Below are 20145 nucleotides of genomic sequence, written 5' to 3'. Positions count from 1 at the left end.
TTGTTTCAAGCAAACTGGCGCAGCGCCTGATTGGCGTTGTCCTGAGTGGTGATGTCCGACAGGGCTCCATCAATGCCGGACTGATCCACGACTGGTCCGGTGGGATAGCCTGCTTGGCTGGCGTAGAAGTGGCCGGACCTGAATTCTGGATTCAGCAGCCCGTCCAGATACCGTTTTGCCCCTGTTTCGACGCTGTGCATTATACCGAACAATGGCATCAGCACTCCGCCCACATGTTTGAAGACGATGCGCTTCATCAGGGGCAGATTGTCAAAACCCGCGGTTCCGGTCGTACCGCCGGGGCTCATGGTGACAAATCGGATATGAGGGTGCTCGCGCGCCATCGCCCCCATCCACAGGGTCGCCGTCAGCTTGGCGTAGCCATAGGTCTGCATCGGGTCGCCCTCGGGGCCGAACTTGCTGCCGTCTGCGATCGATCTGAACTCTTCCACAGATCCGGCAGAGAGATCAGGACGGTGCATGCCCATCTTGGGAATACCCCGTGCGGCCTCGGACCCTGCGTAAAGGATCGTGGACGTCACCAGCTGACGCTCCAACAATTGGTCTACAAGCACCACGTGGCCCAGAACATTGGTCGCAAAGATATTGGTTACGCCATCTTTGGTAAGGCTATTGGGCTGTCGCCCACCCGTGCCGCCTGCGTTCAGGATGACAGCATCAATCGGGGTGGAAAGCTCAGCCACCGCAGCGCGAACCGAGGCGGGATCGGTGACGTCCATGAGTACAATTTCAAAGATATTGCGCCCGGTCTCACGCTCAAGCGCGGATTTGGCGGCCTCGGCTTTGGTTCGATTGCGGCAGGCCAGATAGACCGTGGCGATGCCTTTCTGCAGCGCCAATTGTCGGGCAGCTTCGCGGCCCAGCCCGGCATTTGCACCTGTAATCAAAACAGATTGGATCTGGTTCATGAGTTGGTTTCCTTGAAGTCACGTATGATGTGACCAAGGTAAGGCGACATAAAATTGATCTGTAGATAGGCAAAACTGGACACAGTGCGTCAAAAATGAAACACATGGCGAATGTCGATCAAGGAAAGCCATTCCCTGAACTGGGATGACCTGAAGTACTTTCTGGCCGTTGCCCGAACCGGAACTCTTCGCGGTGGGGCTGACAGTATCCAGGTGAACCACACCACGCTGACGCGCAGATTATCCACCATGGAAGAGCGCGTAGGTGCCCGGTTGTTCGACCGATCGAAATCCGGTCTGGCGCTGACGCAGCTCGGTGAAGATCTGATGCCTCACGCGGAACGTGTTGAGGCGGAAATGGCCGCCGCATCGCGTGTCATTGTCGGCCGGGATGCGCAGCCTTCAGGTACCGTCTACGTCACCCTGCCCCACGGGCTGGCGATGACGTCGCTGATGGCCGACTTTACCGCCTTTGCCGAGCTTTACCCGGACATCACGTTGAACATGAATTTCACCAACGACATCCGCGACCTGATGCGACGAGAGGCCGATGTCTCATTGCGTGTGGCTGATGAGGTGACTGAAGATGTGGTCGGGCGAAAGCTCGTTCAGATGTCACAGGCAGCCTATTGCACGCGAGAATACGCCGAGCGGATCAGCGACAATGGCGGCGAAGGATTAAATCTGATCGGCTGGCACGAACCCGAAGAGGCGACCACGGCGAAATGGGTGAAAGACAGCTACTATCCAAAGGCCACTCTGAAACACCGGGTCTCTGAACTCGTTCCGTTGATCACATTGGCGGCCTCTGGTTTGGGTATGGCGTATCTTGCGTGCAATCTTGGCGACCGACATCCCAACCTGATCCGCGCGCCGTTTCAAAAGCCGATGCCGTATCGGAGCATCTGGCTTCTGCTGCATCGTGATCTTCGAAACACCGCACGGGTTCGGCTGTTTGTTGATTTCCTTGCCCAGCGGGTCAAGTCCAGACGAAATGAATTCTGGGTTACGGGAACAGAAACACACTGATAACCGCCATTCGCTCTGGGCTCATGTGACACAAAGCAAAGCAGCCGCTGGCTTTTTCAAAGCGAACGGCTGCTTCCGATACGAACTCTACTCAAGACTTCGAAGCCTTGGTTAGACCTTAGTTTTGGTCTCGGTGACTACCCCAAAGTATCTAGCACACGCTTGGCAACACTGGCCGATGATGCAGGGTTCTGTCCGGTAATGAGGTTGCCGTCTTGTTGCGTAAACGGAGCCCAGTCCTCAATGCTGATGAACTCTGCCCCGCGGTCCTTCAGGGTGTCTTCCAGCAACTGAGGCACCACTTGTGTCAAACCAACTGCATCCTCTTCAGAGTTTGTGAACCCCGTGACGCTACGCCCAGCCACGATATGTTGGCCGCTTTTGTCTTTGGCGTTCGCCAGAGCAATCGGTGCATGGCACACGGCTGACACGATTTTGTCCTGGCCCCAAAACTCCTCGATCAGTTGGATCGAGTGCGCATCTTGGACCAAGTCCCACATCGGGCCATGACCGCCGGGGTAGAAAACAGCGTCGTAATCAGAGGCGCTTACCTCGGACAGCTTCAGCGTGTTGGCAAGATCTACCTTGGCTGTTTCGTCTGCTTCAAATCGATCAGTGTCAGCGGTCCGGAAGTCTGCGGAACTGCTCTTGGGATCAAGCGGAGGTTGGCCGCCTTTCGGGGAGGCCAATGTTAGTTCGGCACCCGCGTCCAGGAACGCGTAATAGGGCGCGGCCAACTCTTCCAGCCAGAACCCGGTCTTTTCGCCGGTATCGCCAAGTGTATCGTGCGACGTCAAAACGATTAGGATTTTCTTGGACATGGTGTCTCCTATTGGGCTGAGGCGCAGCGTGCTGCGATCTACTTGATGGGGGACATATCGGGTGTTGTTGACCAGGTTCAATTGGGTATATTTGCAATGCTCTTTTGCTAGTGTGAAATAATGGGGTGCATTTTGTCGATCTGGGACGGTCTGGAAGAATTCGCAGCAGTGGCGCGCACGGGCAATTTTACCAAAGCCGCAAATCAACTGAACGTATCCACCTCACACGTTTCCCGGCGCATTCAGGCATTGGAAAACAAGTTGGGTGTAAAACTCATCGCACGCACAACACGTACCGTTCGACTGACTGAGGTAGGGATCGCGTATCAACGCAAGGTAAACGACTTGATCGCGGCGACCGAGGAAGCTCAGGACGCGATCTCGGGCGAGGTCAGTGAACTGGCCGGCCCATTGCGTGTCACGGCCGCAGGTCCCTTTGCCGAGCAAAACGTCATTCCGGAACTCATGCGTTTCGTTGAGGATCACCCCCTGCTGACCCTCACGGTGGATTTCAGCAATCGCTACGTCGATCTGATCGGAGAAGGGTATGATTTTGCCATTCGCTATGGTGCACTTTCCGACAGTTCGCTGATTGCGCGAAAGCTCTGCACGCGCAAATTGGCCTGCGCGGCCTCTGCCACCTACCTAGAACAACACGGAGCACCGGAAAGACCACAGGATCTCAGAGACCACTCCTGCCTTGTGACCACCAGCGACACGTGGATGTTTCGCGATCCCGAAAGCAAAGACCCCTTGCAGATCAGGGTCGGTGGCAGGTTTCGCTTTAACAGCATTCCGCTGATGCGCACGGCGCTCGAACGCGGGCTGGGCATTGCCTATACAGCGCACGAGAACATTCAGGACCTGGTTGCTGAAGGCAAAGTGCAGCTGCTGCTTGAGGATTTCGAAGATGCAGACGCCGCAAGAGCGCATTGGATTGTCTACCCCGACGGGCGTCTTTTGCCGCGACGCGTTCGTTTGGCCATTGATTTTCTACTAACCGCGTTTGAACCCAAGCGCCGGTAAGCGATTGGAGGAAAGGCCGAGAGTCACAGTTTGATGTCTACAAAGGTTGCCCGCTCGTCGAAATCCCGTCATTTGAACAGGTCTCGCAGGCAAACACATCCGGCGCGGAAAAAGGCGGCCCCTTCCGGGACAGCCCTTCGTTTGCTACTGATTGCACTGCACCGCCTGGTAGTTCACCCTGCCTGCTGGCCCTGCGGTATGACTTCGTACCCCGGCTCTTCGGGCTCGTCGTCCAGCATCTCGGGCGGGAACCCGGGGGCCGTGATGTTCAGACCGGTGGCTTCCTCTAACCGCTTGATAATGTTCGGTGACAGTTCGCGCTCACCGAAGCGGGCGATGCCATCTTCGAAGATTTTGATCATCACCGGGTTGATCTCCAACGGCACTCCGGCACGGTCTGCAACGTCCTGAAACAGACCGATGTCCTTTTTCACCAAATCCATCGTGAAAGAGATATCCCGCGATCCGTTCAGGATGACCTGGCTTTCGGTCTCATGCACGAAGGACGTGCCGGACGAGATTTTGATCGCCTCATAAGTGGTGTTGAGGTCCATTCCAGCAGCCTTGGCAGTTACCAGCGCCTCGGCGCAGGTGATCAGGTTGGCGGTGGCCAGATAGTTGGTCAGAACCTTCAGGACCGAGGCCGTGCCCAACTCACCTGTATGCAGCACACGCCGCCCCATCGTGATAAGGAACGGCAAAATCCGCTCGAATGTAGTACGGTCGCACCCTGCGAAGATCGAGATATTGCCGGTCGCCGCCCGGTGGCACCCGCCGGACACAGGGCAATCAACAGCGGCGCCGCCGCGTTCGATCACCATCGCGCCCAAGCGTTTGACCTCGGCCTCGTCGGTGGTCGACATCTCCATCCAGATTTTGCCGGATCCGACCTCGGGCAGCATCTGTTGCATGACGGCATCCGAGGCCGCAGGCGACGGCAGACAGGTTATAACCGCATCGCAATCCCGCATCATCTGCGCCGGGTTTTCCGCTGCTCTGGCACCTTGGGCTACAAATTCGGCCACCAGATCGGGGTTGAGGTCATGGACCGTCAGGTCAATCCCGTTGCGCAGAAGCGATCCCGACAGCTTGCCGCCAACATTGCCCAGACCGATAAATCCGACTTTCATATTACCCTCCCGAAGGTCGCTGTTTGCGCAAAGTATCGCTATTGCATGCCCAAAGCGTAAATGAATAATAACACGCATTATCGGCAAAATATTTTGGTGATAGATGGACCGACTTCCAAACCCCGCCTGGCTACGTAGCTTTGAATCCGCCGCACGCCATCTGAATTTCACCACAACCGCGCGGGAACTTGGCCTGACTCAGACGGCGGTATCACTGCATATTCGGTCACTTGAGGCCGAGCTGGGGCAAAAGCTGTTCACGCGGAACGCGCGGCGGTTGGAGCTGACAGAGCTGGGGCAATCCTATTCTCTGACTGTGCGACGCGCGCTGGCCGATATCGCCCTGTCCACCAACAGCCTGTTTGGCCCAGCCTCGCACCAGACCCTGACAATCCGGGCCGCGATTTCGACGGCAGCCTATTGGGTGGCCGCTGAACTACCGGACTTTACCGCACAACACCCGGACATTCCTATCCGTCTGGTCTCGCACATCTGGAACGACAGCGGAACACCCGGCGATGTGGATGTGGAAATCCGGCTTGGCTATGGCGACTGGCCCGGGGTGCGATCCGAAAAACTCACCGATGAAAAGCTGGTTCCGGTCTGCCGAGCCGGGGACGGCTCCCCGAAACTGAACAAAGGGCCGCTGGTTCATATCCTTGGGTACGAGGACAACTGGGCGCGGTATTTTCAGGCCAACGGCATTGCGCCTCCCGACCAACCGCCCCAGCATTCGGTGGATACGACGGTCGCGGCTCTGCAACTTGTGATGGCCGGCGCGGGGTATGCAACGATCCTGGAACGGTTCGCCAAAAACGCAATCCGGCAAGGTGCACCGATTGCGATAGCAGGCGCCGCGATTCCCTTTGCCCAGTCGCACTATCTGGTCAGCGCCGAACGGGCGACCCAGACCACAGCGGCGGCGGGTTTGTTCTGCGCGTGGTTGCGGGATCGGCTGGCAACAGATGCCGCGGATTGACCCAAGCTGGTCGCTTTTCCATTCCAAGAGGTTTCTGCCCCCGTCTCGCGCTTGACAAGGCCCCTGCCCGTGCCGCATGTCGCTTGCGTTGGTGTCCATCCCCGGATGGATGAAAAGGGAATGCGTCAGCGGAACTTCCGTCAAACGCAGCCGCCCCCGCGACCGTGACCGGAGAAGGTGCCCAAAGCCACTGGCCCAAAAGGCCGGGAAGGCGGGACACCTGCCAGAGCTCAGCCTCTGACATCCGCAAGCCGGGAGACCTGCCAGCACCCGAAGTTGTAACCGGGCGGGGTGTTCCGGTGTCGGGTCCATGTCGGAATACGTGGCCCGCATGAAACCCCGTCCCCCACGAATAGGTTTTGGGGGGATGAGAGACATGACTGAGACCACACCAGTGGAATTGCTGGTTTGTACCACTTGCCGTCGTGGCGTGCCTGTCGAGGATGACTCGCAGCGACCGGGCACCTTGCTGCACAAAGCATTGGAAGACGCTGGTTTGCCCGAAGGCATCGAACTGAAACCAGTTGAGTGCCTTTCAAACTGTGACCAGGGCTGTTCGATCGTTTTACGCGGCGGGCCCTCGCGCTGGACCTTCGTGTACGAAAACCTGAATGAAACCGACCACGTCGAAACCATCATCGAAGGTGTGACCAAGTATCTGGCCACCGAAGATGGCTTGGTCAAATGGCGTGAGCGCCCAGAGCATTTCCGCAAGAACTGTGCGGCCCGTATTCCCCCGATTGGAGCTTAAAATGTCAAACCTCGAAAAACTCCCTGTTACTGTGATCACCGGCTTTTTGGGCTCGGGAAAGACTACGCTGGTCAAGCATCTGATGCAGAATCCCCAGGGCAAGCGTCTGGCCGTGGTCGTCAACGAGTTCGGCGATGTCGGTGTCGATGGCGATATCCTGAAATCCTGCGCCATCCCGGATTGCCCAGCGGAAAACATTATGGAACTGGCCAATGGCTGCATCTGCTGCACTGTTGCCGATGACTTCATCCCCACTATCGAGGCGCTGATGGCGCTAGAGCCACGCCCCGATCACATCCTCATCGAAACATCCGGTCTCGCCCTGCCCAAACCGCTGCTGAAGGCGTTCGACTGGCCCGATATCCGGTCCAAGATCACTGTCGATGGCGTAATCGCTTTGGCCGATGCCGAAGCCGTCGCCGCTGGTCGTTTTGCTCCGAACGTTGAAGCCGTGGACGCCCAGCGTCTGGCCGATGACTCGATCGACCACGAAACGCCCTTGTCCGAGGTGTTCGAGGATCAGATCTCTTGCGCTGATATCATCCTGCTGACCAAGCCTGATCTGGCGGGTTCTGAAGGCGTTGCCAAAGCGAAGGCGATCATTGCAGCCGAGGCTCCACGCCCGCTGCCCGTGGTTGAAGTGGCCGAAGGTGCGGTGGACGTGCGCGTTGTGCTGGGTCTGGAAGCCGCCGCCGAAGACGACATGGACGCCCGTCCGTCGCATCATGACGGCCACCATGATCACGAGCATGACGATTTCGAAAGCATCATCGTCGAACTGCCGGAACAGACCGACCCCGCCGATCTGGTCGCCAAAATCGAACGCTTGGCCAATGAGCTGAACATCCTGCGCGTCAAAGGCTATGCCGCCGTTGAAGGCAAACCGATGCGTCTGCTGGTGCAGGCTGTTGGTGCCCGCGTGCGTCACCAGTATGACCGTCCGTGGGAGCCCGGTGAAGAGCGCCGCTCGCGTCTGGTGGTCATCGCCGAGCATGACGACATCAAAGAGGCAGCTATCCGCGATATCCTCGTGGGCCTGACCGAGGCCGCCGAGTAAGCCATGCACGTCGTCTTCCGCGAAAGCCACGGGTTAGAAGAAACCGAAACCCCGACCGATCTGGGCCAGAGCCCGGCGGATCTGGTGGTGCTGTCCTTTTCTGACAGCGACCTTGGCGCTTTCGCGGCAGGCTGGCATCGCGGTGGCGGCCCCGAGGGGCGGATGCCCACGATGCGGCTGGCCAATCTGACCGCGCTGAAACATCCTCTGTCCGTTGACACCTATGTCGAACAGACGCTGGAGGGCGCAAAAGGCATCCTGATCCGCCTGATCGGCGGCGTGCCTTACTGGTCGTACGGGTTGCAGCAGGTTCTGGCGTTGGCGCAGACCAAGGGCATTGCGCTGGCAGTACTGCCCGCAGATGGTCGTGAAGACACGCGGTTGGATGACTATTCCACACTGCCCGTCTCGACTCTGCGCCGCTTGGCGCATCTGTGCGATACCGGTGGAGAGGTCGCCGCACAAGCCGCTTTGGCGCAGATGGCGCTGGCGGCGGGTCTTTATGCCGGTCCAGTGATGGGGGCTAAAACCCTGCCCGACTGCGGTGCATGGTGCCCGGATCGTGGCGTGATCCCGGCGGAAGCTGCCTTCTCAAGCAACGCGAAACGCATAGTCGTCACCTTTTACCGCGCCTATTTGACTTCGGCAGACACAGCTCCGGTCGCGGCCTTGATCCGAAGCTTGCGCAATCGCGGGTTCGAGGCTGTGGGCATGTTCGCCCCGTCCCTCAAAGCTCCCGCAGCTGCCGAATGGCTGCGCGAAAACATCGTCGGTTTGGAACCTTCGGCGATTATCAACGCCACCTCTTTCTCAGGCAAAGGCGCGTCAGGCACCTCGCCGCTGGACGCGGCGAATGTGCCGGTCTTTCAGGTCGCCCTCGCCACGTCCCGCCGCAAAGCGTGGGCCGAGGCGGAACGGGGCCTCTCACCCGCCGACCTCGCCATGCATGTAGTGCTGCCCGAAGTGGACGGCCGCATTTCGGCGGGCATTGCGTCCTTCAAGGAACCGGGTAAACGCGATCCGCATCTGGAATACTCCCGCTTCGCCCACCGGGCTGAAGCCGAGCGGATCGAAGCCATCATCGATCGCGTCACCGGGTGGCTAAACCTGAACGACAAGCCCAAAGCAAATCAGATCCCGGCGCTGGTGCTCTCCACATACCCCGGTAAAGACTGGCAAATGGCCCATGCTGTAGGCCTTGACGCGCTGGCCTCGGCCGAGGCAATGCTGTCAGACCTTCAGGGCGAGGGGTATGACACCGCTCCGGCGGAACCCATTGCCGAGACCCTGCCAGACGCTCGCCTTGCCTGGCCATTGGACGCCTATCAGGCCGCTCTGGCGGAGATGCCTGAACAATTGCGCGTGGATTTGCAAAACGTCTGGGGCACCCCCGAGGACGATCCGACCTTCGCGGATGGTGCGTTCCATTTCACCGCCCTGCGTCGTGGCAAAGCTCTGATTGCACTACAACCTGAACGCGGCACACCCGAACTTCGCGATGACGATTATCACGACCTGTCGCGCACCCCGCGCCACAGCTATGTCGCCTTCTATCTGTGGCTCCGTACGGGATTGGGCGCGGACGCCCTGATCCATATCGGCGCCCATGGCACGCTGGAATGGCTGCCCGGCAAATCTGTCGCGCTTTCCCATGAATGCTGGCCCGAAGCGCTGATCCGCGATCTTCCGGTGATCTACCCTTTTATCGTCAACGATCCCGGCGAAGCAGCGCAAGCCAAGCGCCGGATTGGGGCCGTTACGCTTGGCCACATCCCACCCGCCCTAAAGGAAAGCGGAACGCCGGATCGGATGGTACGGTTGGAATCGCTGCTGGATGAGTTCTCGAACGCAGACGGGCTGGACCCCAAGCGCCGCGACCGCTTGCAGGAAGACATCCGCGATGAGGCGCAATCCATCGGGCTGGAAAGCGATCTGGGCCTCGATCAGGCCACCTGCACCGCCGAGGCGATCACCCGCATCGACCGCTTTGTCTGTGACATCAAGGAAAGCCAATTCGGCGACGGTCTGCACATCTTTGGCCGCGTACCCGAGGTAACCGGAAACTTTGACCCAGCGCCCTCGGCCCATGCCGAGCGCAACGGCCTGATCGACGCGCTGGCTGGAAAACGGATTGAAGCCGGTCCATCCGGCTCTCCCTACCGCGGTCGTTCAGACGTGCTTCCGACCGGGCGCAACCTCTACACCACCGACCCGCGATCCGTACCGACCCGTGCAGCCTACACCCAAGGGGTGAAACTCGCCGAGGAACTGGTGCGGCGCCACCTGCAGGAAGAAGGCGACTACCCCAAGGGTCTGATCGTCGATCTGTGGGGTTCGGCCACCATGCGGACCGCTGGCGAAGAATTCGCCATGGCATTGCACCTGCTGGGCGTGAAGCCGGTTTGGGACAAAGGCTCGGAACGGGTTTCGGGCATCGAAGTACTGCCCATCACCGACCTCAGCCGCCCGCGCCTGGACGTGACGCTGCGCGTCTCGGGGTTGTTCCGCGATGTGTTTCCGACACTTTCCGCTCTGTTCGGTCAGGCCGTGCGGGCACTGGCGGGCCGGGATGAAGCTCAGGATTGGAATCCGTACGCCGGTCAGGCCCCTGCCGCCCGCGTCTATGGCCCTGCCCCCGGCAGCTATGGCCTGAACATGACCCACCTGTCTGAGACCTACACGGATGAGGCACGAGCTCAGGCCGGTGAAGCCTGGTTGGAGGCCAGTTCCTTCGCGCTTGAAGGCGAGCATATCGCACAAGACAAAGAGGGCATCACGCGGCGTGTCGCAAGTGCCGACAGCTTCGTTCATCTGCAGGACCTGACCGAGACCGACCTGCTGTTGGCCAATGACTATGCGACGCACGAGGCCGGATTCGCTGCCGCCAAGAAGATCACCGGCGGCACGGCGCAGCTCTATCATCTGGACAACACGAACCCAGAGAACCCACGCGCCCGGACACTGCCCGAAGAGATCAGCCGCGTCGTCCACGCCCGCGCTGCCAACCCCGGCTGGATCGCGGGGATGCAGCGGCATGGGTTCCGGGGTGCTGCCGAGATCGCGGCGACGTTGGACCACATGGCATCCTTCGCGCATCTGTCCGGAACGGTGGCACCGCATCTATTCGATCTTTACCATGACGCCACGCTGGGTGACGCCGAGGTCGATGCCTTCCTGCAAGAGGCCAACCCGCAGGCACATCAGGCCATGAAGGACAGGTTCCTGGCGCTGCTAGAGGCTGGGCTGTGGAACACACGCCGCAATTCGATCCGAGCAGATCTGGAGGGGCTGAGATGAGCGCCCCCGTTGTTCAAGGCTGGTGCCCCGGCGCTCATCGCCCGATGATGTCGGGCGACGGGCTGGTGGTACGTGTACGTCCTCGGCTGGCCCGGCTAAGCGCGGCGCAGGCGCTTGGCCTGTGTGAACTGGCGGACCGCTATGGCAACGGCACTATCGACCTGACCAACCGCGCCAACCTGCAATTGCGTGGCGTGAAAGAGACCGATCATCAGCCACTGCTGGAGGAACTGGCAGCGCTGGACCTGCTGGACGCCGAACCCGGCATCGAAGTGCGGCGCAATATCCTTGTCTCGCCTTTGTATGCAACCGGAGACGTGACCGCTCGATTGACACAACAATTGATCAACCGGCTGAGCGAACTGCCTGCCCTGCCCGCGAAGTTCGGCTTTGCCGTCGATACCGGCCCTGAACGTCTGCTGGCCAGTGACTCCGCAGATATCAGGATCGAAACCGGTACCGAGGGGCTGATCCTGCGCGCCGACGGCTGTGACACCGGGTGCCATGTGGCAGAAGCGGACGCCATCGACCGAGTGATCGCCTTGGCCGAGTGGTTTGCCGAACACTTTACGCCCGAAACACGCCGGATGGCGCGCGTGGTTGCGGCGCAGGGCTTGCCGCAGAATTGGCTGGGCAGTGTACCAGCCACCATCGGCGCGCCACTGCAACCCGGTGCCTGTGATCTGGGCGCGATGTATGGCGCGGCCTTCGGGCAATTGCCCGCGCGGCGTCTGTTCGGCCTGATCGAAGATACCGGCGCATCCGCCCTGCGGGTAACCCCGTGGCGGCTGATCCTGCTTGAAGGCGGGGCGGCGATCCCTGCATCAGCCTTTGTGACCGACAGCACCGACCCGCTGATGACCACCGACGCCTGCCCCGGTGCACCGTTTTGCCCGCAGGCGCAGGCAGCAACCCGCGACATCGCCCGCGCATTGGCGCCACGTGTCAGCGGCAGTCTGCATGTCTCAGGCTGCTCTAAGGGATGCGCCCGAATGGGTGCGGCAGATGTCACTTTAGTCGGCCATGATGGACGATTTGATCTTGTCAAACAGGGCCGTGCGGGGGATGAGCCCAGCCAGTACGGCCTGACCGAAGAAACACTTATGACCATGGACTTCACCTGATGCCCTATGAATACGAAACCGACGGAGCAGCTATCTATAAGGAAAGCTTTGCCACCATCCGGTCCGAGGCTGAGCTGGCCCGGTTCGACGCTGACGAAGAGCAGGTCGCGGTCCGCATGATCCACGCCGCCGGGATGGTCGGGTTGGAAGAGTTCGTGCATTTCTCCCCGGGTTTTGTGGCTACTGCCCGCACCGCGCTGGAAAACGGTGCACCGATCTTGTGCGACGCGCGCATGGTCAGCGAAGGCGTGACCCGCTTTCGCCTGCCTGCCGACAACGAGGTGATCTGCACCCTGCATGACGAACGCGTGCGCCCTCTGGCAGCCGAGATGAGCAACACCCGGTCCGCCGCGGCGCTGGAACTGTGGCGCCCGCATCTGGAAGGTGCTGTGGTCGCCATCGGCAACGCCCCCACTGCGCTATTCCACCTGCTGAACATGCTGGAAGACCCCGATTGCCCGCGTCCCGCTGCCATCATCGGCTGCCCTGTGGGCTTTGTCGGCGCGGTCGAATCCAAAGACGCTCTGTGGGAGGCGCAGCCAGTGCCGTCCTGCATCGTCAAAGGCCGTCTGGGCGGCAGCGCTATCACCGTCGCCGCTGTCAACGCCATCGCGAGCCGTGCCGAATGAGCGCGGGCAAGATATTCGGCGTGGGCCTTGGCCCCGGTGACCCGGACCTGATGAGCGTCCGCGCCGACCGCCTGTTGCGCAGCGCCCGCCACGTGGCGTTCTTCCGCAAGCCGGGCCGCAGCGGTCAGGCGCGTAAGATCGTCAACGGTATGATTCCCGGCGACGCGGTGGAGTTCCCGATGGAATACCCCGTCACCACCGAAATCCCGCTGACCGATCCGCGTTACAACGAATTGCTCTCGGCCTTTTACCAAGACTGCGCCGCACATCTGAAATCCCTGTCGGATCAGGGCGAAGACGTGGTGGTACTGTGTGAGGGCGACCCGTTCTTCTACGGCTCTTTCATGCACCTTTATAGCCGCTTGCGCGATGAAGCTAATGTTGAAGTCGTGCCCGCCATCACCGGCATGTCCGGCGCGTGGACGGCGACCGGCGATCCGATCACTTGGGGCGATGACGTGCTGACCGTACTGGTCGGCACCCTGCCCGAGGACGATCTGGCGCAGCGCATGGCCCAGACCGACGCTCTGGTCGTGATGAAGATCGGGCGCAATATCGACAAGGTGAAACGGGCTCTGAAAACGGCTGGTCTGTATGACCGGGCGTGGATCGTGGAATTTGCGCAGATGCCAAACCAAACGGTGACAAAACTGTCAGAGGCCTGTGACAAGGTCACCCCCTATTTCTCGATCATCATCGTGCATGGTCAGGGGCGGCGCCCATGAGCGGCTGGGTCAAGATCGCGGGTCTTGGACCGGGTAACGAAGACCTGGTGACGCCCGAGGTGTCCGCCGCGCTGGCCGAGGCCACCGATATCGTTGGTTACATCCCTTACGTCGCGCGCGTGGCTGAACGCCCTGGGCTGACGCTGCACGCCAGTGACAACCGGGTCGAGATCGACCGCTCGCGGCACGCGCTGCAGATGGCGGCCGAAGGCAAACGCGTGGTTGTGGTCTCGTCAGGCGATCCGGGCGTATTCGCGATGGCAGCCGCGGTTTACGAGGCGTTGGAGAACGGCCCCGCCGAATGGCGTAACATTCCCATCGACGTCCTGCCCGGCATCACTGCGATGCTGGCGGCGTCGGCTCGGGCCGGTGCGCCTTTGGGGCATGATTTCTGCGCCATCAACCTCAGCGACAACCTGAAGCCCTGGTCTCTGATCGAAAAACGCCTGCGCCTTGCCGCGCAGGGGGATTTCGCGATGGCGTTCTATAACCCGCGCTCAAAATCCCGCCCCGAAGGCTTTGTGAAAACGCTGGAAATCCTGCGTGAAGAATGCGAGCCCGAGCGCCTGATCCTGTTTGCCCGCGCTGTTTCCCGCGCAGATGAAGCAATCCGGATTTCAACACTGGCCGAGGCGACGCCGGATATGGCCGACATGCAGACAGTGGTCATCGTCGGCTCCTCCCTGACCCGCGTGATTGAGCGGGACAGCGCCCCGATCGTCTATACCCCGAGGTTCACACCGGAATGAGCCAACCAGTCCAGAACCTGAGCAACATTCGACAGTTCCGTCCGCTGCGGCAGTGCCGGACGGTCGATCATCAGCACCGGCACGCCCAGCGCCCGCGCGGCGTCCAGCTTGGCGCGCGCGCCGGTACCGCCTGCGTTCTTGGACACAACCAATTCAATCCCATGCTGCTGCATCAGCGCCCGGTCATCCGCAACGGTGAACGGTCCGCGCGAGACTACCACGTCACAATTCGGCAATGGCAACTGTCCGGGCTCGTCAACCAAACGCAGCAAGTAGCGGTGCTGGGGCTGGGCGGCAAAGTCCTCAAGATGCATTCGTCCAACGGCCAGAAATACGCGCTGCGGCTGGCCGGGCAGAGCGGCGACCGCACCGTTGATATCCGCAACGTGAAGCCATCTGTCACCGTCCTGCGCTTCCCATGCCGGGCGGGTCAGCGCGGCCAATGGCACTTGGGCCGCGCGACATGCTTCGACGGCGTTCCCGCTCATCTGCGCGGCAAAGGGATGGGTGGCATCGACCACATGGCTAATCGCGTGGTCGCGCAAGTAGCTTGCCAACCCTTCAACACCGCCAAACCCACCGACACGCACCGGCAAGGGCTGCGGGCGCGGATTTTCAACGCGCCCGGCATAGGAATAAGTGGACGGAATACCCTGTTCGACCACAGCTTTGGCCAGTGCGGTGGCCTCGGTCGTGCCGCCAAGGATCAGGAGGTGTGTCATGCATGAAGCTCCGTGGCTGACCGTTCTGGGCTTGGGCGAACATGGACTGGATGGCCTGCCGCCCGCAAGCCGTCAAGTGCTGGAGCGCGCTGAAATTATCATGGGCCCGCCGCGCCACTTGTCATTGGTGCCCGAGACCACCGCACAGCGGGTCGAATGGCCAGTGCCTTTCGCCGACGGCCTGCCGATTTTGACCAAGTTTCGGGGGCAACCAACTGTTGTTCTGGCCTCGGGCGATCCGTTCTGGTTCGGTGCGGGTTCGGTCATCGCGCGCAATTTCGAAGCCGGGGAATGGGCTGCCCTGCCCGGCCAGTCGACCTTTTCGCTGGCCGCTGCACGGCTGGGCTGGCCGCTGGAAAGCACGTTGACCTTCGGCCTGCACGCCGCACCGCTGACCCGGCTGCGGCCACATCTTGCACGCGGCCTGCACGCGATCCTGCTGCTGCGCAACGGCGCGGCGGTGGCAGAACTCGCAACCTACCTGACCGAGACCGGCTTTGCGGACACGCGCCTGCACGTGATGGAGGCGCTCGGCGGCCCTCGCGAAAGATCGCGCTCTGTGTCCTTGACCGAAGCGCTTTTGGGTGGCTTCGACCACCCCGTCTGCGTCGGGCTTGAAGTCGCGGGCGAAGGACGCGCATTCCCGAAAGCCTCGGGCAAACCGGATGAAATTTTCGAAACCGACGGTCAGATCACCAAACGTCCGGTACGTGCGCTGACGCTGTCGGCACTGGCCCCGCAGCGGGACGAGCATCTGTGGGACATCGGCGGCGGCACCGGCTCGATCAGCATTGAATGGCTGATGTGTGACCCGACTTTGACAGCCACCACCATCGAGCCCCGAGCGGACCGCGCCGAGCGTATCCGTAGAAACGCCGACGCGCTGGGACAGGACCGTCTGAATGTAGTCCACGGCACTGCGCCGGATGCTCTGACGGGGCTAACCCCACCTGATGTCGTCTTTATCGGCGGCGGACTCAGCGCCGACTTACTGGCGTGGCTCAACGATACTTTGCCCGCAGGTACGCGGCTGGTCGCCAATGCAGTGACGCTGGAAAGCGAGGCGTTGCTGGCGCAATGGCACGAGCGACTCGGAGGCGAACTGCTACGGATCGAGTTAGCGCAGGCTGGTGCCCTAGGCCCCCGGCGCGGGTGGAAATCTGCGTATCCCGTAGTGCAATGGAGCGTTACCCTATGATCGTCGCGGGTCTGGGATTTTCATCGACGGCCTCGGTAGAGAGCCTGCGGGCAGCCTTCAACCGGGCCAGCGCCGACTTGCAAGTTGAGGCGCTGGCAACAGTCGCTGACAAAGAAGGCCACGTCGCGCTGACCGAATTCGCAGCATCCACCGCCCTGCCGCTGCATTTCGTCGCGCCAGCCGATCTGGCTGGGCAGCGCACCCTTACCTGCTCGAACCGCAGCCGCGCCACCTACGGCACCGGCAGCGTGGCCGAAGCATCCGCCCTTGCCGCTGCCGGTTCCGGCGCGCGGCTAACCTCACCCAGACATATCTCGGACGACCGGCTTGCAACCTGCGCCGTCGCCATCGGAGGACAAACATGACCGTTCATTTCATCGGCGCCGGACCGGGCGCTGCCGACCTGCTGACCTTGCGTGGGCGCGATATCATCGCCTCGTGTCCGGTGTGCCTGTATGCCGGATCGCTGGTGCCCGAGGAAATCCTGGGCCATTGCCCCGAGGGGGCAAAGATCATCAACACCGCCCCGATGGATCTGGATCAGATCATGGCCGAGATCGAAACGGCGCATAAAGCTGGTCAGGATGTAGCGCGGTTGCATTCAGGCGACCTGTCGGTCTGGTCGGCGATGGGTGAACAACTCCGCCGCCTTAAAGAGATGGGTATCCCGGTCAGCGTGACCCCAGGTGTGCCGTCTTTTGCCGCTGCGGCGGCAACTCTTGGAACCGAACTGACACTGCCCGGACTAGCGCAATCGGTGGTTCTGACCCGGACACCTGGACGTGCGTCGTCGATGCCTGAGGGTGAGACGCTGGAAAACTTCGCCCGTACCGGGGCGACTCTGGCCATTCACCTGTCGATCGGCAATCTAGACAAGGTGATCGCCGACCTGACCCCAGCCTATGGTGCGGATTGCCCGGTGGCTGTGGTCTACCGTGCCAGCTGGCCGGATGAGCGGATCATCCGCGCCACTCTGGCCACGCTGAAAGACGCGCTGGACGAGAGCATTTCGCGCACTGCACTGATCCTGGTTGGGCCTGCACTGGCCGGAGAAGGCTTTGACGAAAGCTGCTTGTATTCCAAGGATTACGACCGCCGCTATCGTCCGCAAAGCGCCGACAGCCCGTGGTCAAGCTGGAGCCATGGTGATGACTAACCCTCCGGGTCTTCTGATTTCCGCGCCCTCTTCGGGGACCGGCAAAACCACTGTCATGCTGGGCCTGCTGCGGGCATTGGCGGAGGACGGATTGAATGTTCAGCCCTTCAAAAGCGGACCGGACTATATCGACCCTGCTTTCCACCACGCGGCGGCGGGGCGCGCCTCGTTCAATCTGGACAGCTGGGCCATGGGTGATCCACTGCTAGGGGCCATTTCGGCTCAGGCCGAAGGGGCTGATATCGTGGTCGCTGAAGGCTCGATGGGGCTGTTCGACGGTGTCGCCAAACCCGGAGAGCTTGGTCATGGGTCAAGCGCCGAGACTGCGCTGCGGATGGGCTGGCCTGTGGTGCTGGTGCTGGATGTTGGTGGTCAGGCACAATCGGCTGCGGCCACTGCGCTGGGGTTCCGGATGTATAACCCGGATCTGCCATTCGCAGGTGTGATCCTGAACCGATGCGCCAGCCCCCGGCATGAGCGTTTGACGCGGCTAGGGATGGAACGCGCAGGCCTGCCGGTGCTGGGCGTGCTGCCCCGTCGCGGTGACCTGACCCTGCCCGAAAGGCATCTGGGTCTGATCCAGGCGGTTGAGCATCCCGATCTGGAAAGCGCGATTGCCGGCTACGCGGCGTTTCTGCGCGAACATGTGGATTTGGAGGCCATCAAGGCGGCGGCTTCCTCAGGCCCGAAGGGGCCATCGTCAGCCGCGCTGCCGCGCCCTCCGGCGCAACGGATCGCGTTGGCCCGGGATGCCGCATTTTCCTTTACCTATCCGCATCTGCTGGAAGGCTGGCGCGCCGCAGGAGCCGAGATTCTGCCGTTTTCACCGCTGGCAAATGAGGCCCCGGCGGAGGATGCCGATCTGGTCTGGCTGCCCGGTGGATACCCCGAATTGCACGCCGGTACGCTGGCCGCAGCCGAGACCTTCTTGACCGGGCTGCGTAAGCACGCGGAAACCAAACCTGTTCATGGGGAGTGCGGTGGGTATATGGCTCTGGGTCAGGCGCTGATCGACAAGGAAGGTGTACAGCACCAGATGGCCGGTCTGTTGGGGCTGGTGACCTCGTATGAGAAGCGCAAGTTCAACCTTGGTTATCGCAAGGCGGAACTGTTGGCGCCGATGCCCGGCTTCACGTCAGGTGCGGCTTTGCGTGGACATGAGTTCCACTACTCCTCGATTGTCGAACAACCCGATGCGCCGCTGGCGCGGGTTTTTGATGCCGAAGGGGCCGAGGGTCCGCAAACCGGTTCGGTACGCGGCAACGTCACCGGCACCTTCTTTCACCTGATTGCGGAGGCCACAGCATGAGCGGCTTCGTTTCCTTTATCGGCTCAGGCCCCGGTGATCCGGAACTGCTGACGCTGAAAGCCGTCGACCGGATGCAGACGGCCGACGCGGTGCTGTTTGACGACCTGAGCAGCGGCCCGATTCTGGAGCATGCACGCAAGGATTCGGATCTGGTCGGCGTGGGAAAACGCGCCGGGCGGCCCTCGCCCAAGCAGGATCATGTCAGCCGCCTGTTGGTGGACTATGCCAAGACCGGTGCCCGCGTGGTGCGGCTGAAATCCGGCGATGGAGGACTGTTCGGTCGGCTTGAAGAAGAGCTGGTCGCCCTGCGCGAAGCCGGGATTGAGTACGAGATCATCCCCGGCATCCCTTCGGCCGTGGCCGCCGCAGCGGCGGCTGGCATTCCTCTGACGCGGCGCCTGACCGCCCGTCGGGTGCAATTCGTCACTGGCCATGATGTCAGTGGCCAACTGCCCGATGATCTGAATCTGTCTGCGTTGGCCGATCCGGATGCGACAACCGTCGTATTCATGGGCAAGCGGACATTCCCCCTGTTGGTCAAGACATTGCACGAGCATGGCCTGCCGCTGGACACGCCGGCGCTGATGGCTGAATCCGTTTCGACCCCTGACCAGAAACTGCATCGCGCAACAATCGGCGCGTTGTCGGAAAAACTGGCAAATGAGATCGGCACCGCCCCGGCGCTGATCCTTTACGGCCCGCTGGCAGAGATTGACGATGTATGATCTGACACTGATCGGTATCGGTACTGGCAACCCGGATCACGTGACCTTTCAGGGCGCGCAAGCGATCCGCGATGCAGACCTGATCCTGATCCCCCGCAAGGGTGAGAACAAAGCCGATCTGGCCGGATTGCGGGAAGAGATCATCGGCGCCGTGACTAACACGCCACCTCAGATCGCTTATTTTGACATTCCCAAGCGTCGCTCAGATGACGGATATCTGCGTGGTGTGGATGAATGGCACGATGCGATTGCCGTGCGCTGGCGCGAAGCGATCCAAGCCCACCCGGACGCGAAACATGTGGCGCTGCTGATCTGGGGCGACCCGTCGCTGTATGACAGCTCACTGCGGATCGCCTCGCGTTTGGACCCCAAGCCGGAAACCCGAGTGATCCCCGGCATCACCGCCCTGCAGGCGTTGACGGCAGCCCATGCGATTCCGATTAACGACCTGGGTGCGTCTTATGTCGTCACCACTGGCCGTCGTATCCGGGATGAAGGGTGGCCGGTAAATGCCTCGAAAGTGGCGGTTATGCTGGATGGCGAATGCTCATTCCAAAGCCTTAAGATGCAGGACTATGACATCTGGTGGGGCGCTTATGTGGGCATGAAAGAGGAACTGCTGATCAAGGGCCCCATGGCCGAAGTGGCGCAGCAGATTCTGGACACCCGCGCCCGCGCTCGGGCCGATCACGGCTGGATTATGGATATCTATTTGCTGCACAAACGCACGGAATTGTGAGAGCGTCGCTCGCCGTTCTCTGTCACCAATACAACCAGTCATGATGCCGG

20 protein-coding genes and 1 riboswitch are annotated in these 20145 nt (G+C 61.1%); of the genes, 16 read left to right on the top strand and 4 right to left on the bottom strand.

Translation table 11 applies throughout. The features are described from left to right. Positions 1-5 precede the first annotated feature (5 nt). Positions 6-929 (bottom strand): SDR family NAD(P)-dependent oxidoreductase, encoded by a 924-nt coding sequence (locus tag ACXAGD_RS04815; protein WP_475208825.1) that lies wholly within the window; start codon positions 927-929, stop codon positions 6-8. Positions 930-1040: 111 nt separating this feature from the next. Between ACXAGD_RS04815 and ACXAGD_RS04810 the strand changes: the two genes are divergently transcribed. Continuing rightward, positions 1041-1958 carry a LysR family transcriptional regulator gene (locus tag ACXAGD_RS04810; RefSeq protein WP_475208823.1) on the top strand — a complete coding sequence of 306 codons (918 nt, stop codon included), beginning with the start codon at positions 1041-1043 and terminating at the stop codon, positions 1956-1958. A gap of 137 nt (positions 1959-2095) precedes the next feature. Here ACXAGD_RS04810 and ACXAGD_RS04805 read toward each other — a convergent pair whose 3' ends face one another. Next, positions 2096-2779, bottom strand: coding sequence for a type 1 glutamine amidotransferase domain-containing protein (locus ACXAGD_RS04805; protein ID WP_475208822.1), 684 nt, complete (start codon positions 2777-2779; stop codon positions 2096-2098). 132 nt (positions 2780-2911) lie between these two features. On the opposite strand from ACXAGD_RS04805, the gene ACXAGD_RS04800 reads away from it, so the two are divergent. Beyond that, complete coding sequence (locus tag ACXAGD_RS04800) at positions 2912-3805, top strand: LysR family transcriptional regulator (RefSeq protein ID WP_475208821.1); 894 nt, start codon at positions 2912-2914, stop codon at positions 3803-3805. A 173-nt stretch (positions 3806-3978) separates the two neighbouring features. Here ACXAGD_RS04800 and ACXAGD_RS04795 read toward each other — a convergent pair whose 3' ends face one another. Further along, complete coding sequence (locus tag ACXAGD_RS04795; protein ID WP_475208820.1) at positions 3979-4935, bottom strand: NAD(P)-dependent oxidoreductase; 957 nt, start codon at positions 4933-4935, stop codon at positions 3979-3981. Positions 4936-5038: 103 nt separating this feature from the next. Here ACXAGD_RS04795 and ACXAGD_RS04790 point away from each other — a divergent pair, with 103 nt between their 5' ends. From ACXAGD_RS04790 to cobJ, 8 genes are all read left to right on the top strand, one after another. Further along, the gene (locus tag ACXAGD_RS04790; RefSeq protein ID WP_475208819.1) at positions 5039-5914 is read left to right on the top strand and encodes a LysR substrate-binding domain-containing protein; all 876 of its coding nucleotides are present in this window, start codon (positions 5039-5041) and stop codon (positions 5912-5914) included. 72 nt (positions 5915-5986) lie between these two features. Then, positions 5987-6196: riboswitch (cobalamin riboswitch) on the top strand. A gap of 94 nt (positions 6197-6290) precedes the next feature. Continuing rightward, positions 6291-6665 (top strand): DUF1636 family protein, encoded by a 375-nt coding sequence (locus tag ACXAGD_RS04785; protein ID WP_475208818.1) that lies wholly within the window; start codon positions 6291-6293, stop codon positions 6663-6665. Between the two features lies 1 nt (position 6666). Beyond that, on the top strand, positions 6667-7722 hold the full coding sequence (gene cobW, locus ACXAGD_RS04780; protein ID WP_475208817.1) for a cobalamin biosynthesis protein CobW: 1056 nt from the start codon (positions 6667-6669) through the stop codon (positions 7720-7722). A 3-nt stretch (positions 7723-7725) separates the two neighbouring features. Further along, on the top strand, positions 7726-11019 hold the full coding sequence (gene cobN, locus ACXAGD_RS04775) for a cobaltochelatase subunit CobN (protein WP_475208816.1): 3294 nt from the start codon (positions 7726-7728) through the stop codon (positions 11017-11019). After that, entirely contained in the window at positions 11016-12143 is a 1128-nt protein-coding gene (locus tag ACXAGD_RS04770; protein ID WP_475208815.1) for a cobalamin biosynthesis protein CobG, read from the top strand. Before cobN ends, ACXAGD_RS04770 begins: the two co-directional genes overlap by 4 nt. Next, positions 12143-12772 (top strand): precorrin-8X methylmutase, encoded by a 630-nt coding sequence (locus ACXAGD_RS04765; RefSeq protein WP_475208814.1) that lies wholly within the window; start codon positions 12143-12145, stop codon positions 12770-12772. The genes ACXAGD_RS04770 and ACXAGD_RS04765 overlap by 1 nt, the downstream gene beginning before the upstream one ends. Beyond that, on the top strand, positions 12769-13497 hold the full coding sequence (locus tag ACXAGD_RS04760; RefSeq protein WP_475208813.1) for a precorrin-2 C(20)-methyltransferase: 729 nt from the start codon (positions 12769-12771) through the stop codon (positions 13495-13497). The genes ACXAGD_RS04765 and ACXAGD_RS04760 overlap by 4 nt, the downstream gene beginning before the upstream one ends. Beyond that, positions 13494-14246, top strand: coding sequence for a precorrin-3B C(17)-methyltransferase (cobJ, locus tag ACXAGD_RS04755; RefSeq protein WP_475208812.1), 753 nt, complete (start codon positions 13494-13496; stop codon positions 14244-14246). Before ACXAGD_RS04760 ends, cobJ begins: the two co-directional genes overlap by 4 nt. Here cobJ and ACXAGD_RS04750 read toward each other — a convergent pair. Next, positions 14219-14968, bottom strand: a complete 750-nt coding sequence (locus tag ACXAGD_RS04750; protein ID WP_475208811.1) for a cobalt-precorrin-6A reductase — start codon at positions 14966-14968, stop codon at positions 14219-14221. The two genes, cobJ and ACXAGD_RS04750, sit on opposite strands and share 28 nt — an antisense overlap. On the opposite strand from ACXAGD_RS04750, the gene cbiE reads away from it, so the two are divergent. Genes cbiE through cobF form a run of 6 tightly spaced genes read left to right on the top strand, consistent with a single transcriptional unit; the run spans position 14967 to position 20095 of the window. Further along, positions 14967-16166 carry a precorrin-6y C5,15-methyltransferase (decarboxylating) subunit CbiE gene (cbiE, locus tag ACXAGD_RS04745; RefSeq protein ID WP_475208810.1) on the top strand — a complete coding sequence of 400 codons (1200 nt, stop codon included), beginning with the start codon at positions 14967-14969 and terminating at the stop codon, positions 16164-16166. The genes ACXAGD_RS04750 and cbiE overlap by 2 nt on opposite strands. After that, the gene (locus ACXAGD_RS04740; RefSeq protein ID WP_475208809.1) at positions 16163-16531 is read left to right on the top strand and encodes a cobalamin biosynthesis protein; all 369 of its coding nucleotides are present in this window, start codon (positions 16163-16165) and stop codon (positions 16529-16531) included. Before cbiE ends, ACXAGD_RS04740 begins: the two co-directional genes overlap by 4 nt. After that, positions 16528-17322 (top strand): precorrin-4 C(11)-methyltransferase, encoded by a 795-nt coding sequence (gene cobM, locus ACXAGD_RS04735; RefSeq protein ID WP_475208808.1) that lies wholly within the window; start codon positions 16528-16530, stop codon positions 17320-17322. The genes ACXAGD_RS04740 and cobM overlap by 4 nt, the downstream gene beginning before the upstream one ends. Continuing rightward, complete coding sequence (locus ACXAGD_RS04730) at positions 17309-18631, top strand: cobyrinate a,c-diamide synthase (RefSeq protein ID WP_475208806.1); 1323 nt, start codon at positions 17309-17311, stop codon at positions 18629-18631. Before cobM ends, ACXAGD_RS04730 begins: the two co-directional genes overlap by 14 nt. Next, entirely contained in the window at positions 18628-19356 is a 729-nt protein-coding gene (gene cobA, locus ACXAGD_RS04725; protein WP_475208805.1) for a uroporphyrinogen-III C-methyltransferase, read from the top strand. Before ACXAGD_RS04730 ends, cobA begins: the two co-directional genes overlap by 4 nt. Beyond that, positions 19349-20095, top strand: a complete 747-nt coding sequence (gene cobF, locus ACXAGD_RS04720) for a precorrin-6A synthase (deacetylating) (RefSeq protein ID WP_475208804.1) — start codon at positions 19349-19351, stop codon at positions 20093-20095. Before cobA ends, cobF begins: the two co-directional genes overlap by 8 nt. The last annotated feature ends 50 nt before the right edge of the window (positions 20096-20145 follow it).

Source organism: Ruegeria sp. ABF4_144, from assembly GCF_056160045.1.
Note: the sequence above shows the minus strand (reverse complement) of the source record. Positions and strands in the feature narration are given on the sequence as shown.

Bases quoted from the DNA above. Each gene is read 5' to 3' on its own strand.
- ACXAGD_RS04815 (WP_475208825.1), bottom strand. From the start codon at position 929: ATGAACCAGATCCAATCTGTTTTGATTACAGGTGCAAATGCCGGGCTG.
- ACXAGD_RS04810 (WP_475208823.1), top strand. From the start codon at position 1,041: ATGTCGATCAAGGAAAGCCATTCCCTGAACTGGGATGACCTGAAGTAC.
- ACXAGD_RS04805 (WP_475208822.1), bottom strand. From the start codon at position 2,779: ATGTCCAAGAAAATCCTAATCGTTTTGACGTCGCACGATACACTTGGC.
- ACXAGD_RS04795 (WP_475208820.1), bottom strand. From the start codon at position 4,935: ATGAAAGTCGGATTTATCGGTCTGGGCAATGTTGGCGGCAAGCTGTCG.
- ACXAGD_RS04790 (WP_475208819.1), top strand. From the start codon at position 5,039: ATGGACCGACTTCCAAACCCCGCCTGGCTACGTAGCTTTGAATCCGCC.
- ACXAGD_RS04785 (WP_475208818.1), top strand. From the start codon at position 6,291: ATGACTGAGACCACACCAGTGGAATTGCTGGTTTGTACCACTTGCCGT.
- cobW (WP_475208817.1), top strand. From the start codon at position 6,667: ATGTCAAACCTCGAAAAACTCCCTGTTACTGTGATCACCGGCTTTTTG.
- cobN (WP_475208816.1), top strand. From the start codon at position 7,726: ATGCACGTCGTCTTCCGCGAAAGCCACGGGTTAGAAGAAACCGAAACC.
- ACXAGD_RS04770 (WP_475208815.1), top strand. From the start codon at position 11,016: ATGAGCGCCCCCGTTGTTCAAGGCTGGTGCCCCGGCGCTCATCGCCCG.
- ACXAGD_RS04765 (WP_475208814.1), top strand. From the start codon at position 12,143: ATGCCCTATGAATACGAAACCGACGGAGCAGCTATCTATAAGGAAAGC.
- ACXAGD_RS04760 (WP_475208813.1), top strand. From the start codon at position 12,769: ATGAGCGCGGGCAAGATATTCGGCGTGGGCCTTGGCCCCGGTGACCCG.
- cobJ (WP_475208812.1), top strand. From the start codon at position 13,494: ATGAGCGGCTGGGTCAAGATCGCGGGTCTTGGACCGGGTAACGAAGAC.
- cbiE (WP_475208810.1), top strand. From the start codon at position 14,967: ATGCATGAAGCTCCGTGGCTGACCGTTCTGGGCTTGGGCGAACATGGA.
- ACXAGD_RS04750 (WP_475208811.1), bottom strand. From the start codon at position 14,968: ATGACACACCTCCTGATCCTTGGCGGCACGACCGAGGCCACCGCACTG.
- ACXAGD_RS04740 (WP_475208809.1), top strand. From the start codon at position 16,163: ATGATCGTCGCGGGTCTGGGATTTTCATCGACGGCCTCGGTAGAGAGC.
- cobM (WP_475208808.1), top strand. From the start codon at position 16,528: ATGACCGTTCATTTCATCGGCGCCGGACCGGGCGCTGCCGACCTGCTG.
- ACXAGD_RS04730 (WP_475208806.1), top strand. From the start codon at position 17,309: ATGGTGATGACTAACCCTCCGGGTCTTCTGATTTCCGCGCCCTCTTCG.
- cobA (WP_475208805.1), top strand. From the start codon at position 18,628: ATGAGCGGCTTCGTTTCCTTTATCGGCTCAGGCCCCGGTGATCCGGAA.
- cobF (WP_475208804.1), top strand. From the start codon at position 19,349: ATGTATGATCTGACACTGATCGGTATCGGTACTGGCAACCCGGATCAC.